This is a genomic window from Legionella steigerwaltii, assembly GCF_001468065.1.
Classification (GTDB): Bacteria; Pseudomonadota; Gammaproteobacteria; order Legionellales; family Legionellaceae; genus Legionella; species Legionella steigerwaltii.
The window spans coordinates 298,360-312,833 of sequence record NZ_LNYZ01000013.1; the positions used below are offsets into that span (position 1 = coordinate 298,360).

Genomic DNA, 14,474 nt, shown 5'->3' on the forward strand with positions numbered 1-14,474 from the left:
TACCCTATTCATGAACAAGATTACATGAGTCTTTTTTCATGCGAGCCAGATTCATTCCTTAGGTGCAAATGGGTCATAAAAGTCTATTTCATCTTCCTCTTCTTCTTCGTGTTCACTTGCAGGTTCAGTATTGCTTGCTCGCCCTTCGACCATCGCTGCCTTCATCTTATCTGCGATTGATGTTTCGTGTTGTTGTTCTGATGGGCCTTCAAACGATGGGCCCTCTTCATCATCAGTATCTGATAAATTTTCATGATCTTCTGATAATGGAGGTGTGCTTTTCTCTTCACGTGATGGGCTTGGTTTAGTAGATAATTCATCGAGTTGTGTTTTCAAATACTCGACATCTCTACTTTTCTCAGTTTCAGGTTTTTCTTTCAACACTACCGCTTGATAAAAATCGAATGCGTATACATACATTTTATTTTTGACACTTAATTCACAAGGAGAACTGTTTATTTTTGTAATAATGTCACGTATGCCTAGTGCTTGAGGGTTATTAGCAGCCATATCTTTTAATAACACCTCCGAATTAATAACGAATGCTCCTGACTCAAGGGGAACAAATGGAAAGCTACCCATGTAACCTGAAAAAGTGATGCAACTCGATGTATCATTTGCCCGCGAAGAACATGCATAATCTTTTTGACTATTAAGCCATTTTTCTACTCTTTCTTTATTACCAGGGTTTTCATGTATTCCATATTGAACTACGATATCTGAAATGATAAAGGAGTCACTTTTCGCTTTCTCCACAATTTGATCTAAAATATCTGGATTTAAGCCACCATTAACATGGGTCATAGCAAGCCTTTGAATCTTTCCATCACTACCACGCCCTACTAATGTAACGGCAGAACAAAAAGTTAATCCACCAGTAGAGACACCTGATACCTGATCTCTGCTTGAAACATAGGTAAGCTCAGGACCTGAATTTGACGTTGACATATTGACATTCATCAATCTATCACCTGCATTAAGCGGAGGAATCCTTCCACAAACAGTTAATGGAGGCATACTGATACTCCTAAATAGTTCATATCTCTCTTCAAAAACGCAAGTGCAAATGAAGAATTATGCCGTTGGTTCAGGAATCATAGCTCATGTAGTTTCATGCACACTTCCGTTATGTGCCCAGTTTCTTCACCTGCTTCTTTTCCTTAAGAAAGTCTGGGAAGAGAACTACTATAAGTATAGCAAATGCTCATGATTCAATCAGACAATTAAATTAAACGAGTATGCCGGATAAGGTAAAAATTATTAAATGGAAATAGAAACTTAGAAAAGGATCTTAGTGAATAATGAGTAAATTTGCTCATTTTGACCAACACAAATTTTTCATATTTAGAAACATATGGATCTCTTGCTCTCGTCCTTCATGGAATTCTCTAACTTCCCTTCAGGTTTTTTTATCAGGCTCTCTAACTTCTCTTTACCTATTATATTCCCTAAGACTTCTTTGCTTCTACAGCTTTTTCCTTCCCGACTTTTAATATGGGCCAAAACATCATCAATGGTGAAGGTCAGATTATACTTTTCAGCACGGTTATATTTTTCCATTAATTGAGACGGTGGAGTAATCCCCAAAATTTTGCTCTTTTCCAAAGATTTTTTAAATTCCTTCATAAATTCATCCAGTAATTTTGTAGGATCTGAGATAAGCCCCTGGTTTTTTTTCTGAGCAGCCAACACTTCCTTGAATTTTTGCTGACTAGTTAATTTTTCTGAGGATAAGTGTATTGTCCCCTTCATCTCTTCTGATGCAGATATAATATATTTGTCAGATGAATGTGAGTTCTGGCTGGAGGTTTGCTTTTGCTTTTCTTCAAGTAAATTTTCCTTAAATTTTTGTTGATCAGCTAACTGTTGTTTCCTAATTTCATGCCATTTTTCATAAATTACCTTAACGTCATCAGGGGTTACCTCTAACAAGCGAGAGTGTTGTTCCATATAGTGTTTTGGTAAAGAAGTTCTTTTTATAAATTCATCACGGTGTTTCGTTGAGCTAAAGCAAATCACAATTTTCTCTAAAGGCTGTTTCCTATTAAGTTCTTCATTTTTCCAATTATGATTGTGTACATGTGGGCGAGCTGAATCAACGCCAGGAAAATTTTTGATACATTTTGCTTGTCTAATTCTTTCTTCTTTTTCAGAAATCAAATTTTGATAAATTAATTTAATTTGATCAGGAGGTACCTTTACATAGGGTAGGTCATCACTTGCTGTGTCACCCGCTTCTTCTTTATATAAATTATGTTTTTTTATAAATTTTTCACGAGCGTCCTTATTACTAAACACAATCATAATTTTATCTAAAGGCTGTTGATCATTATGTTCTTTATTGCCTTCTATATAATTTTTTACGAATGCAGCAGCTCTCTTAACGTCAGGAAGAGATTCTGCTTGTTCAATTATTTCTTTTTTTTCTTGAATTTTTTGAATTCTTTCTTGAAGCTTTAAAAGTTTTTCTTGAAACAATTTATCTTCAGGATTGGTCTCAGCGTTGACATCAACAGAAATTTTGGACGTGCTCATGATTAAAAACTCATAACTATTTTAGTTCTACTTTTAATTATAAAAAGAGGAGCTTATTGTTTAATGAGTTTGCTATGAAAGTTTGGAAATTGAACGATAACTTTTTTTGATTAATGAGTGAGGGGACGGTCCGGGACGGACCCCTACAGAAAGTAGGCAGATTGTTCAAATTGTTTGACAATCCTTTATTTCTGTCACTCCATAGACGTGCAGGACGCAGAGAAAGTAATGAGTGAGGGGACGGTCCGGGACGGACCCCTACAGAAAGTAGGCAGATTGTTTAAATTGTTTGACAATCCTTTATTTCTGTCACTCCATAGACGGCAGGACGCAGAGAAAGAAGCTCACCGCAATACACCGCCAGCCCAAACGATCAAATATAATCCTATATGAGCTGAAACATTACTTTGTAGTGATCAATGATTATAAAGTTTGAATAAATATCGAAACTATAGTAAATTTATTCTCCAAATTAACAGATGCGGAGAAAAATTCATATGTTTAGCAAAGAGACAATGAGCCAATTAAGCGTAACGAGTGATTTTACTAAAGGTTTTGTTACGCCAGGGTTTGGATTATTACCCTCTGTGGTTCCTGCATCAGCTTTGCCTGCTAAATTTTCGTTATTGGACAACGCAGCAAAAAATTTAAAAACCTGGGTTAAAGAAAAAAATATTGAACCATTCAAACAATTAAATGATGAATTAAATGTTCCATTGTTAATCACAGAGATTGACAACTTGACTGATAGTGAATTGGCAAGGGCAAAATTAATAATAGGAAAAATTGGGCATGCCTATGGTTATATTTTAAATGCCACTGGAAAGGATAATCCACATTTTAATATTGAATATCCTAATTTATTTCTACTTTGGCAAAAATTAGCCGAAAGAATGCATCATTCACCAGAGTTCCCGATTCTTACAAGTAGTGATACTACCTATTGCAATTGGCGTTATAAAAACCCTAGAGAACAGCATAGTTTGGAAAATTTAAAAGATTTAGACAAACTAGAACAGTTAGTGCCGCTTTTTGATAATAGAGAAGAAATAGTAACTAACCTTGGAGTAGTAGTATTTGAGGCCCATATTGCACCTGTCGTTCAGGCAATAGAAAATATAGTCAAGGCTATGGAAGTCAATGACCTGTCTTTGTTGTCAGATCAATTAGACATCATTTTGAGCTCGATCCAGCATTTTTCAAACACCTTTGCAGAATTTTACAATTTTCATCGCGGCTCTGGCGAAAGTTTTATCGATCTTAAGACATGGGGAGACACCGTTATGAAAGCGGTTAGACCATGTTATCCTGAAGAAAAAGCCCAATTAGGCTCTGATGTCAGCCTTTTTAGTATTCTCGATGCACTGACAGGTAGAAATAAATATGAATCGCGTTTAGGAAAGTCAATGCAGGCATCACAAACCTTATTGCCTGAAAATCATAGACTTTTTATACAATATGTAAAAGATGCGAATATTAAAGAGTTTATTAACCGCTGCGGTAATGCATCTTTAAAGATGAAGTTCCAACAAATTTCAGAGGCATATGTTGGAAAACATGGTTTTTTTGGAATACATACAGAGGTTGCTATGAGCGGCATCGTCGTAACTTCTGGATCTAATGTTAACCAAAGCGGTGTTAAATTAGATACAAAGCTCGGCGAGAACTTAGAAGAAGCTAGAAAAGAAAGAGAAAATCCAGAATTTGAAAACGTTATTCGCTTTCAAATCATCGATCAAGAAAAAATATCCTCTGAAGAAAGTGCAGATAGCGGCAATTTTAGTGTTGGGTTGAAACTTTGTGACGGTAAGGGGGACAAAGTCAGAAGTATTCTTGCAGGGATTCAACCCGGATCGTGCATTTATATTCCTATTAAAAACTCTATAAAACATTTAGCTGAATTCACCAGTTTATTGGAGTTTTTGAAGATAGACATAGACCTTAATGCAGAAGTAGATATTCACGATAATGAAATATGGCGAAGAGCCCTAAGCAAGTGGCCAGAATGCACAGGAAAAACTAAATTTACATTAAAAGAGTTGCTTGTTTATGTTGACTTAAATCAACTTGTTCAATCTCTAAAAAAAGACAATCCAATCAATTTGAGGGAAAACTTTTTACCCGCACCCGACAGAGTCTATTCTGTTAACTCTGTTGATGCAGAAAATGGCACTCTTAACTTATTAGTAAAAAGACAAGTTTATAGAGATGGAACCATTGGATCAGGATCTTATTTTTTAACTAATAAAGAAAGTCTGGGGCAAGAAGTGAGTTGTCATATATTGCCCCCATTGAGTTTTACACTACCTAAAGACAAAAATAAACCTATTTTGTTATTCGCTAATGGTAATGGAATTGCGCCTTTTACTCACTTTCTATCTGAGTTGAATAAAAATAAATGTACTAATCCTGTATGTCTTGTTTATTTAACGCGCTCAGAACAAGAAGATTGGCTAGAAGTGCAATTAAGGCAAAACACCCAGTTACTATCCAATTTCCAATGTTGTGTTATTCATACTGGAAAAGACAAACGAGTTGAATGGTTAACAAAAAGTAAAATTGATAGTGTCAGCTCTTCTCAAGACAAACTGTTAGCCATTGACAAAGTTATTGATAGTTTTAAACGAGAAGAATTTTTCACCTATGTCTGCGGAAGTGTACCATTTACAAAGACCCTCCTGGAAACGTTAAAAAAAGCGTTAGGTGAAGAGCGATTTTTAAGAATGATTGGAAACTCTCAATTAGTATATGAAGCGTTTAGTTTTACAGATCCTGAAGAAGTTAGAAATGCTTCTTTGAATAGAGAATTCACCCTCGAGGAAATTAATAAACACAATACACAAGAAAGTTGTTGGGTAACCGTTGATGGGAATGTATATGACATCACTGATTTTCTGAATATCCATAAAGCAGGGAGAGACATGTTTCTTTCCAAAGCGCTAGTCGATAGAGATATGACGGCAATGTATCGACTTACCCATAAAGGAAGCTCTACTGCAGAGAGTTGGTTGCAAAGTTATCGTATAGGACGAATCAAGGTCACAATAGCAGATTCTCCTTCCGTAATTGTCGAACCGCAGACAAATCTATGTCCATTTTCCACAAAAGATACTGTTTTGCAGAGTCATCACACATTAGGTGATTCAGCCACTTGCCCTTTCCTTAGCCAACAAAGAAAAACAGATTCACTACAAAAAGAGAAGCCTGTTGCGGTTACTTCGAAAAGTACTCATGATGATTCAGCAAGTAAAAGTTGGTGTGGATTCTTCAAACGAGCTATTCCGGCTATAGGTGTAGGTGTAGCGATATCTGCGGCTGTTTATGCAATTTATGAAAAAACATCACATCCAAATTCTTTGAGATAAGAATCAGGTAACGCTGGACATAACAGTCCAGCCTATGCCTATTTTAAATTTAGATCCAACTATCAAGCAAATTTCATAATTTCCAATGGTTTTTACGATGGGCTGCTTCACAAATAGCGCATTAAATAATCATAATACCCAATTAAACAATCAAAGAATCAAAAATAGAACAAATTTATCTTGCATTAAACATCATCATTGGGTATCATTTGCCAGCTCAATATTAGATCAGGCAGATCTTTTTATGCAACCTTTGTTTATATATTACTTAGTTAAACTTAAACGCAAATCGGAGAAGTAAATGCAAGACAAACATATTAGATCCTGGTCAGAAATTGATGTTAAAGCAAAAAAATATTACGATAAAATCATTAAATTATGTAAAGAAAATCTGAAAATTGATGATAATGTCACCTTCTTAGTGGTAGATCATTGTCTGCAAACCTTTGAAACACATGTAGATTCTATTGCTAAGCTCGGTAAAATAGCGGGTGTGATTCTGAAAAGTTCTACTCATGTTAAAGAAGCTGAAGAATTTGCGGCAAAAAACTGCAAGCTATTAGATGTTACAAAAGAAGCCCTTAAAGATCCTAAAGTAGCAATTGATCTTATTTTAGCAAATACTAAGCCTGGTGAAAAATTGGTTATAATGGACCATGGTGGTTATTTTTCTTATGTTCTTAAAGAGTTGATGGAACATCCGGAAGTGAGTAAAAGATTAGTTGGTATTGCAGAGGTTACTGAAAATGGCCACTACAAGCTGGATAAAGCTTTAAAAGTAACCGCGATGCCCAATCTTTCTGTTGCCCGCAGTAACATTAAAGAATTGGAAGACGCTCAAACGGGTGTTGCTATTTGCGATGCGAGCAATACAATCCTTTATGGTGTACATTCGGCTTTAAATTCTTTACAACATGCTTGTGTTATCGGTTATGGAAAAATCGGCCGAAGTATTGCAAATAGTTGTAGAAAAAGAGGGATTCCAGACGTTACTGTAATTGAAATTGACCCACTGCGTGCGCAATTAGCAATGATTGACGGACATCAAGTCGTGATGGGGACCGATAAAAAAGCTAAAGCACTCGCTTTGCAAAAAGCTCAGATTTTATTTAGTGCAACGGGTTCAAAAGTATTGTCTGCCAAAGATATTGCTGACTTACGAAAAATTGATCGTTCTTCTGAAGTTGACACGAACCCTGTTTTGTTTATTGCATCGTGTACTTCACCAGATGATGAGTTCAGTGATGACTTTTTCAAAGAACTAGCAGCACAAAGTAAAAACTCAGCAGAAGATCGTCAGAAATGTGAAGAAGCACAACATTTGTCACCTTATAAGCTGTTCGATGGTCGTACAATTTATGTTTTAAATGAAGGAAAATCCGTTAATTTTGCAATTGGAGGTACTCCAGGTTTTGAAATTTGCCAAGTCTGGGCAGGAGTTTTATATACTGCAGCAAAATTAGCGGCACAAGATGTAAAACCTTCTCATAGTGTACAAGAATTGAGTCGCGATGAAGAAAGAGCGATTGGTGCTGTGACACAAGCGGTATTCTTTGGTAAAGACTGTTGTGAGAAAGCCACCAAGCCGAAAGAAACTGAAACTTCCACTCCTCCTAAAGCATCACGGATTCACCGCTCTCATAGTTTTTCGGACTCTTCTTTTGGGGGAAGCTCTGGATGGTTTGCTCCAAAAACAGCAAAACAAGGGCCCTCACAAGCACCGCAACATGACCCTGATGAGAAGAAAACTCGGGCCTATCAATAAGCTTGATTGGGATTGAATGAATATAGACTTGACTCGATGCTTCGAGTCAAGTCGATTCAATAATAATGATCAGTAAATCACATAACCATTAATGATAGGTAACAAAATGTCTTCAGAGAAAATGGGGCAAGTTGCTGATAGTTTCTTGTCTAAAACTATAGCCCCGGAGGCAGATCAGAAAACCGAACAAAAACAGCAAAAAAGAAAGGTAATTCTGAATAGAATAATTTACCCTATCAGTGCATTAGTTGCATTACCTACCAGCATATTATCTGGATTTGCAGCACTTGAAAGTGAGCATGGAAATCTTAAATCACTCGACTCTTTAAATGCAATTGGTTATTTACTAATGAATCAATCAATTGGTCAGCTCTTCTATGGACTCATCTGTTTGCTCGCAACCGCTATTGTCTTAACTGGTCTTAATAAAAAATATCTTTTGGGCTCTACTCAAACCGTTTTAGAGCTTATTAAAAGTGACCTTATCTATTTAAAAAACAAATTTTCAAGAAAACTGGACGGAAACAGAATTTCATTAATTGAAAATGGGCTTTTTATATGGTGCTTCATAACCAGTCTGATTTTTGCAGAGCTTGGTAAAGAGACGATGGCTTTTTTAGGTATACCTGGTGAGATCATTGGTTTTTATCTTAATTTAATCGTGTACTTTGCTACTCGATATGCAGGAGCACGTCGCTTTTTTCGAAATCTTCTCGAACAGAATAATACTCCAAGCTCATTTGATGCTAAATCTTCATCAAAAGATCATTTGATTGGAAAAATAGTACTTGTCACAGGATATATGTTGGCTTTTGTTAGCGCAATTTCGATTATCATTAATTTTATTCCCGAATGTGTTAAAGGATTACAAATGCTGTTACATAGCAATTTGAATGCTGATCCCAAATATCAAAACATGACAGCTCTCAGTGTAGGTTTGATCGCGACCTTGCCTACTGTATTTTTCTATAGTGTGAGTATTAAAGATTTACCCAAACATTTGGCTAAAGCTGCCCTGCTATTTTACGAAAAGATAAAGTCCCGCCATTATAAGCACGCTTTATTGTTATCTTTAATGACCGTGCTTGCTTTCGCAGCGAGTTATTTTGCCGGCATTGGTTTTCGTTTAGTGGGCACCAGCAATATCGAGCAAGGTTATTTATCCTATTTAAATCCAGTAATCACAAGTTGGATGCCAAATACGCTTTTTATTGCATGTATTATGATGTTTTGGTCGCATTTACAACATTTAATAAATGAGCGCGTAAAACAACAATAAGGGCCACAACTACTAGAGGCTTCTGAAATCCTTATCTCTTTCTTATTGCTCGATGACAAGAATTTATGTATAGTTATCAATTAATGACCATAAATTCCTAAAAATATTCAGAATATATCGATTTTTCAAGGATGTAAGGAGATGTGAATGCCTAAAAGATATAAGGAAATACAAGCTCAAATAACAAAGAAATATCAACTCCATTATCTAGACAATCCTACCTCTAGGTCTTTAGCCGAAAATATTAAAGATCTCTCTATTGATGACATTATTAATTTATTAAAAGAAGTAAGAGACACACCTGAGCTAACCGAAATGTCTATTTCCCTATCTCGAAGAAGTAATTTATTTGATAAGTTAGTGCTTATGAAAGGAGATAAGCCCCATGGATGGGCTTTAAGATTACACATCTATAACATGGTAGGACAAAGCGATGAACCAGGCTATGTGCTAAGCAATTTAAATAAAAAAATTAGAAACGATGAAAACCATATACATGAACATAGTTGGCAATTGGCTTCTAGATTTTTAATTGGTGGATTTAAAAATCATCAATTTGCTAAAACTGAACTAGGCCCCTTATTCAATCGTTATAATTTAGTTCCCACTATGAAAGATGAAGTTTCGGAAAGTACATCATTTAGAAGAGCCCTATTGGAAGGACAAACAGGTATAATAGAAACTGACCAAGATTTATATCAACAGGGTGATTTGGTTCATTACCCCATAGAAATTCCTCATAAAATCGACACTCGTGCTTCTTCTTACTTGGGCATGACAATAACCTTAGCACATACTTCTGAGCGCCAGCACGAGAACTCTATTTTCTATGAAGAAATACAAAGTGATCAAGTCGAGGAAGTTAAGGAGTTAGCAATTGAAGCCCATAAATATACTAAAAAAACACATTATGAAGCCATAAACATCGCAATCACTAATTTAGAACTTATAAAATTATGTGATCACCTGGCTGAAAAGGGATTTGTACGTTTTAATCGTTTTGTAGATCCAATTACAAAAAAACTTTCTCCAAATAACGTATTAGAAACAGAATTATTACCTACGATAGCGATGTTAATTTTACAGGAGAATGAGGAATTCATAGAGTATCCATTAACAGCAGAATTACAGGGAAAATCTCAAAAAGAAATTCAAAAGCTAAAAGAAAAATATGCAAACAGAAGCGGTGAATTAAAAAAAATTATTGAAGATGCTATCAAGGATATGCATAAACCTTCTTTAATGCAGCTAATTAGAACCTCTCAACAGAATTTATTTGCTAAACTATACACAGCTTCTCGTGACAATTTGGCTCCAGATGTCCTACAGGTAGTAAATAAAAGAGATAGAAAAATACCAGAACATGTCCTTGGGAGCGTAGGCTTTTTTTCTCACAAACAGGGAGTAAAGACTGAAGCAAGTAAGTTAATGGAAGAGAAATGTATCTCGCTAACCGAATCATTTCATTGTTCCTATGGGTCTTAATCATCTTGAGATACAAAGAGTCTACAAAATAAACTTTGAATCATTGTTGAGATGAGGAAGATATTGATTGATGGGGTTGCTCTTCGTTTGTAAATATCAAGAGAAACCAGTATTTGTTACTTTAGGAGTAGGGATCGATTCGGGTTGAGAACAATAGTCATCAATGATGTTAATTTCCCCCATTTTAGAAACGATTACTTCAAGATCATTTAATGGTGCGTTTAAATGTTTGCGAAGTAAAAAGGCAATCAGCTCAACCAAACGATGAGAAGACATAATCGAGAGATGGCCATGGCGATCTAATTTACTGAGCGAATTGGGGTTTTTATCAACGTATTCTTTAATATACCCAGACTCTCCTGGCACAATCGCATCCTCTATAGCAATAAAAAAATGATACGGGATCGTGGAGCTATTTATTATTTTTTCTTTTAATTGCTTTAGAAAGCTACTATCAATTTCCATTTCCTTAACTGAATCAGAAAACCAGGATAAAGGTTTCATTGCAAGATAAGAACCATTAAACGGTGCTCCTATCGGAATAATTAAAAGAACCTCAATACCCGCTAATTTAGCTAAAAACTCGGCAAAATAGGAAGCAACCAATCCTCCTCGAGAATGGGCAATTAAAATAACTCTTCGGTGATGATTTGCTTTGATTTTATCTCCCAGTTGTTCTGCAAAGAATTCGATGCTTTTTCCCTCATAACGATTATTAAAAGAAAGTAAATTTAGGGAGGATATTTCATTAGGAAGACCCGCTTGAATTAAACGTTCAGCAACATTTTGAAAGGCGGAGGATTGATCTGCAGTACCATGGATAAAATAAATTGCAGTTTCTAATTCTGGATTTCCTTCTTTGTCATAGAAAGGATTATAATAAACTTGATCTCCCGAAGGAGAAGTAAGCCAGTTATAGGCATGAGCAAACATTCCAGTGGTTGAGATGGGTTGAATAGCCTTCGCAGTCTTAACAGTTCGCTCCCACATACTCCGCTCCTTCTTATGTTTTTAAAGAACTGATCCAAAGAAACATGCACCAATAAATTATTATTCCATGTTTCTTCTAAAGCTCGCCCCTTACCGTAATGAATTAAATTTAAACTACACTTAATAATATGCATTATTCATGCTAGTGGATAAAAGGTAAGGACACTATGCACATATCATTAAACAAATTTCTTGTTATTATATTATTATTAATTCTTATCGGATTGTATTATACATCTAGACCAAATTATGCATCTAAACTACCCGTTACAGTCGAAGAAAAAGACGACGCCACAATCTGTGCAGAACTACCAACAGATCCAGCAACGCTTCCTTTTATTTCATACAACACACAAGAGGGTTTTGATGAATGTGTATCACGTTGCATGACCTCTGTAATGAAGCAGGTTTGTCGACAACTTCCACATCAATCCAATTTCTTTTCTACTCATCCAGAGCTTAAGCAACAAATGTTAGATGGTTGTACTCAGAATATTAAACATTTTGTCACTAATAACACCCGCTGTCCTTATTTGCATTGCGAACCTTAAAGGCAAAGTAGAAAATGCTCTTTTTGACGCGGTACAAACCGAAGTAACTGAAAAATTAAATAGTAAAGAGCGTGTTCCGGTTAATCGATATTTCTCCGGAAGCCCAGTTTATCCCGAAAAATTTTCCACAGTTTGGAATCGTTCTTATAGTCCTGCTGTTGGAATCCGTGATCTCGAGCATTAGCGAGAGATCTCCTAAATATCAGGGGATCCTTCGTCGTAAACTCCTCAGGATGGTGGGCAAAAAAGCTTAACTTAATGGCAGTGACCCTAGCCCCATCCCCCACACAAGCGTGGTGGAGAGGGAATCAAAAGTGAGGATTCCTCAGGCCCCAAATCTCCTTCCTACCATCACTGCTCTAGCGTTATTTTAAGCCGGTGCTTGGAAAAGGAATTACCTTGATCTTTTGCATCATGCCACCATCTTCATGCTGGAGGATATGACAATGATAGACATAATCTCCGGCAGCTGAAAAATTAAGCTGTATGGTCATTGGACGTGATTTACATCGTTTTGTACGCCAATCGCTAATAGGATTAGAACCATCTGATTGGCCACAATTTCCAATCGCATGAGGAATGGGCACGTTATCCATCAAATAAGCGCTTGAAGAAGGTACGACTTCACCGGTGATAATGTCAGTTTCCGTAAGAATCTGAAATTTCTGTTGATGAATATGAAAGTTGTGATCTTCGGTAGCCACATTAACAAGCTCCCATACTTCCGTTGCAGGCGTGTTATTAGGTCCTAAAGGGAGACAAATATAGGGATTATGTAATGAAAAGGGAACTAAATCGGTAGCTGGTGGACCGACAACATTACCATTTTGATCAATAACCTCATAAGCAAGACCAAATTGATTCGGATATGCCTGTGGATTACCGTAAAATATTCTTCTTTTATTACCCGGTGCTAATGGCTGACAGGCTTGTGGTACTACATTGGGATTCTCAGGCCTTATTTCACTGGCTAAAAGTGCTGAATTATAGGGAATTGGTTTGACCTGAGCAGGGTTACCTATACCTAAACCTGCAAATTGGACTTGTACTAAATCAACCTGTGGCCAATAATCCCCAATGATGCCAGTATTATGAGAAGTTGTTGTTAAGACTGCGCCTGCACCTATTCCTGGAACTTGTGTTATCACATTACCACCCGCACTAGTACAATCTCTATAAGTAGCCAAAACCTCCACTCTTGCACTAGGCATCATTAAAATGGAGCTAGTACATACTGCTGGATTAGTTATATTACTCTCCGGACAGGGTTCTGGCACAAATTTACCTCCCACTGCGAGCATCAAAGCCTGTGCATCAGTCGTATCAATTGAAATTCCATCAACAGCCAAAATCTGCATGAGCATGTTACATTTATTGGTCCGATCTTGTAACTCAATGTTGTATGAAGTCGAATCACTCACATTGGCTATAGCTAAAATTTCTTGATTCGTGACGTTTACCTGAGGATAAACCAATCCAGAAACAGAATGGTACCAACTTCCGCCAATATAGTTTCCTCCCTCTATTGCACTTGAGTTTTGTCCTGGGCAAAATCCTTGGCGATTTGGTGTGTTTCCTTCAGATGCATTTGGTGTTGCTGGGCAAAAAGTGGGATCCGGGTTTGTATTGATGTAGGTTGGAGTACCTGGAAGCAGTTGAGAGTCTTGTAATGCCAAATAGGATGTGCTGTTATCCACCTGGGTATTTGTTAAACCAGGAATTGACACATAATCACTAACCTGACCGATAGTAATCATTCCACGCATGCCCATCGAAATTTGCGCTGATGTTAAACCATGTAAATGCGGGTGAATCCAATAAAGTCCGCTCGGATGGTCTTCTGGAACATAAATAGAATATTCTACGGAATTCGTTGGGTTAACAATCACGGTACCATGATCGTGCCCAGAACCAGTGTTATAGGGACCATTCGCCGAGTTTGTCAGTATTAAGAAGATATTATCCCCCCAGTTATCATATTGTGGATCGCCTGGAATAGGATAATGAGGAGAAACAATTAAACCATGTGTGTGTATGTTTGTAGGGTTTAAATTTAAATTAGGAATACCCTGTAAATTAGCTATAGGGTAGATATTTGGGTTTATCAATGGAAGATTATTAACGAGGGTAATGTTTAACGTATCACCCTTTTGAAGTTGTAATAAAGGTCCCCCGTATTGATTATCTGCAGAGGCTGGAGTATTGCATGTGTAGGTATTCAAATTAAAATCAGCCATATCGCAAATATCCCATGTCCAAGGTACTACATTGTTATAATTGGGGCTAAACAACGTTAATGTAGTCGCTGGTTGATTTGCTACCATTGCAATATTTAATTGATGATTGACACTTTTGAATGTAAGTGGTGGTTTCCCACTATACGAAGCATAACTGGTTAATGAATACTGCATAGCGAGCAACACACTGGAACACAATGTGATTTTTTTAACTGCGCCTAAATTTGATAATAATAAAAAACGCATAATTGTCCTTTTAATAATGGC

General features: G+C 36.6%; 9 protein-coding genes. 5 read left to right on the forward strand and 4 right to left on the reverse strand.

The annotated features are described in order from the left end of the window. Nucleotides 1-51: 51 nt before the first annotated feature. Nucleotides 52-1,017, reverse strand: a complete 966-nt coding sequence (locus Lstg_RS09145; RefSeq protein WP_058477358.1) for a hypothetical protein — start codon at nucleotides 1,015-1,017, stop codon at nucleotides 52-54. Between the two features lie 327 nt (nucleotides 1,018-1,344). After that, nucleotides 1,345-2,535 (reverse strand): hypothetical protein, encoded by a 1,191-nt coding sequence (locus Lstg_RS09150; RefSeq protein WP_058477359.1) that lies wholly within the window; start codon nucleotides 2,533-2,535, stop codon nucleotides 1,345-1,347. Nucleotides 2,536-3,050: 515 nt separating this feature from the next. Between Lstg_RS09150 and Lstg_RS09155 the strand changes: the two genes are divergently transcribed. The 4 genes from Lstg_RS09155 to Lstg_RS09175 all read left to right on the forward strand — a co-directional run bounded on the left by Lstg_RS09155 (nucleotide 3,051) and on the right by Lstg_RS09175 (nucleotide 10,429). Next, complete coding sequence (locus Lstg_RS09155) at nucleotides 3,051-5,900, forward strand: cytochrome b5 domain-containing protein (protein ID WP_058477360.1); 2,850 nt, start codon at nucleotides 3,051-3,053, stop codon at nucleotides 5,898-5,900. 301 nt (nucleotides 5,901-6,201) lie between these two features. Further along, nucleotides 6,202-7,665: an NAD-binding protein gene (locus Lstg_RS09165; RefSeq protein ID WP_058477362.1), complete on the forward strand. Its 1,464-nt coding sequence runs from the start codon at nucleotides 6,202-6,204 to the stop codon at nucleotides 7,663-7,665. A gap of 106 nt (nucleotides 7,666-7,771) precedes the next feature. Beyond that, nucleotides 7,772-8,944: a hypothetical protein gene (locus tag Lstg_RS09170; RefSeq protein ID WP_058477363.1), complete on the forward strand. Its 1,173-nt coding sequence runs from the start codon at nucleotides 7,772-7,774 to the stop codon at nucleotides 8,942-8,944. 147 nt (nucleotides 8,945-9,091) lie between these two features. Then, nucleotides 9,092-10,429: a hypothetical protein gene (locus Lstg_RS09175; protein ID WP_058477364.1), complete on the forward strand. Its 1,338-nt coding sequence runs from the start codon at nucleotides 9,092-9,094 to the stop codon at nucleotides 10,427-10,429. A gap of 96 nt (nucleotides 10,430-10,525) precedes the next feature. On the opposite strand, the gene Lstg_RS09180 is transcribed toward Lstg_RS09175, so the two are convergent. Beyond that, complete coding sequence (locus tag Lstg_RS09180; RefSeq protein ID WP_058477365.1) at nucleotides 10,526-11,419, reverse strand: alpha/beta fold hydrolase; 894 nt, start codon at nucleotides 11,417-11,419, stop codon at nucleotides 10,526-10,528. Between the two features lie 167 nt (nucleotides 11,420-11,586). On the opposite strand from Lstg_RS09180, the gene Lstg_RS17680 reads away from it, so the two are divergent. Continuing rightward, entirely contained in the window at nucleotides 11,587-11,970 is a 384-nt protein-coding gene (locus Lstg_RS17680; RefSeq protein WP_058477366.1) for a hypothetical protein, read from the forward strand. A 365-nt stretch (nucleotides 11,971-12,335) separates the two neighbouring features. On the opposite strand, the gene Lstg_RS09195 is transcribed toward Lstg_RS17680, so the two are convergent. Then, complete coding sequence (locus tag Lstg_RS09195; protein ID WP_058477368.1) at nucleotides 12,336-14,453, reverse strand: multicopper oxidase family protein; 2,118 nt, start codon at nucleotides 14,451-14,453, stop codon at nucleotides 12,336-12,338. Nucleotides 14,454-14,474: the final 21 nt, after the last annotated feature.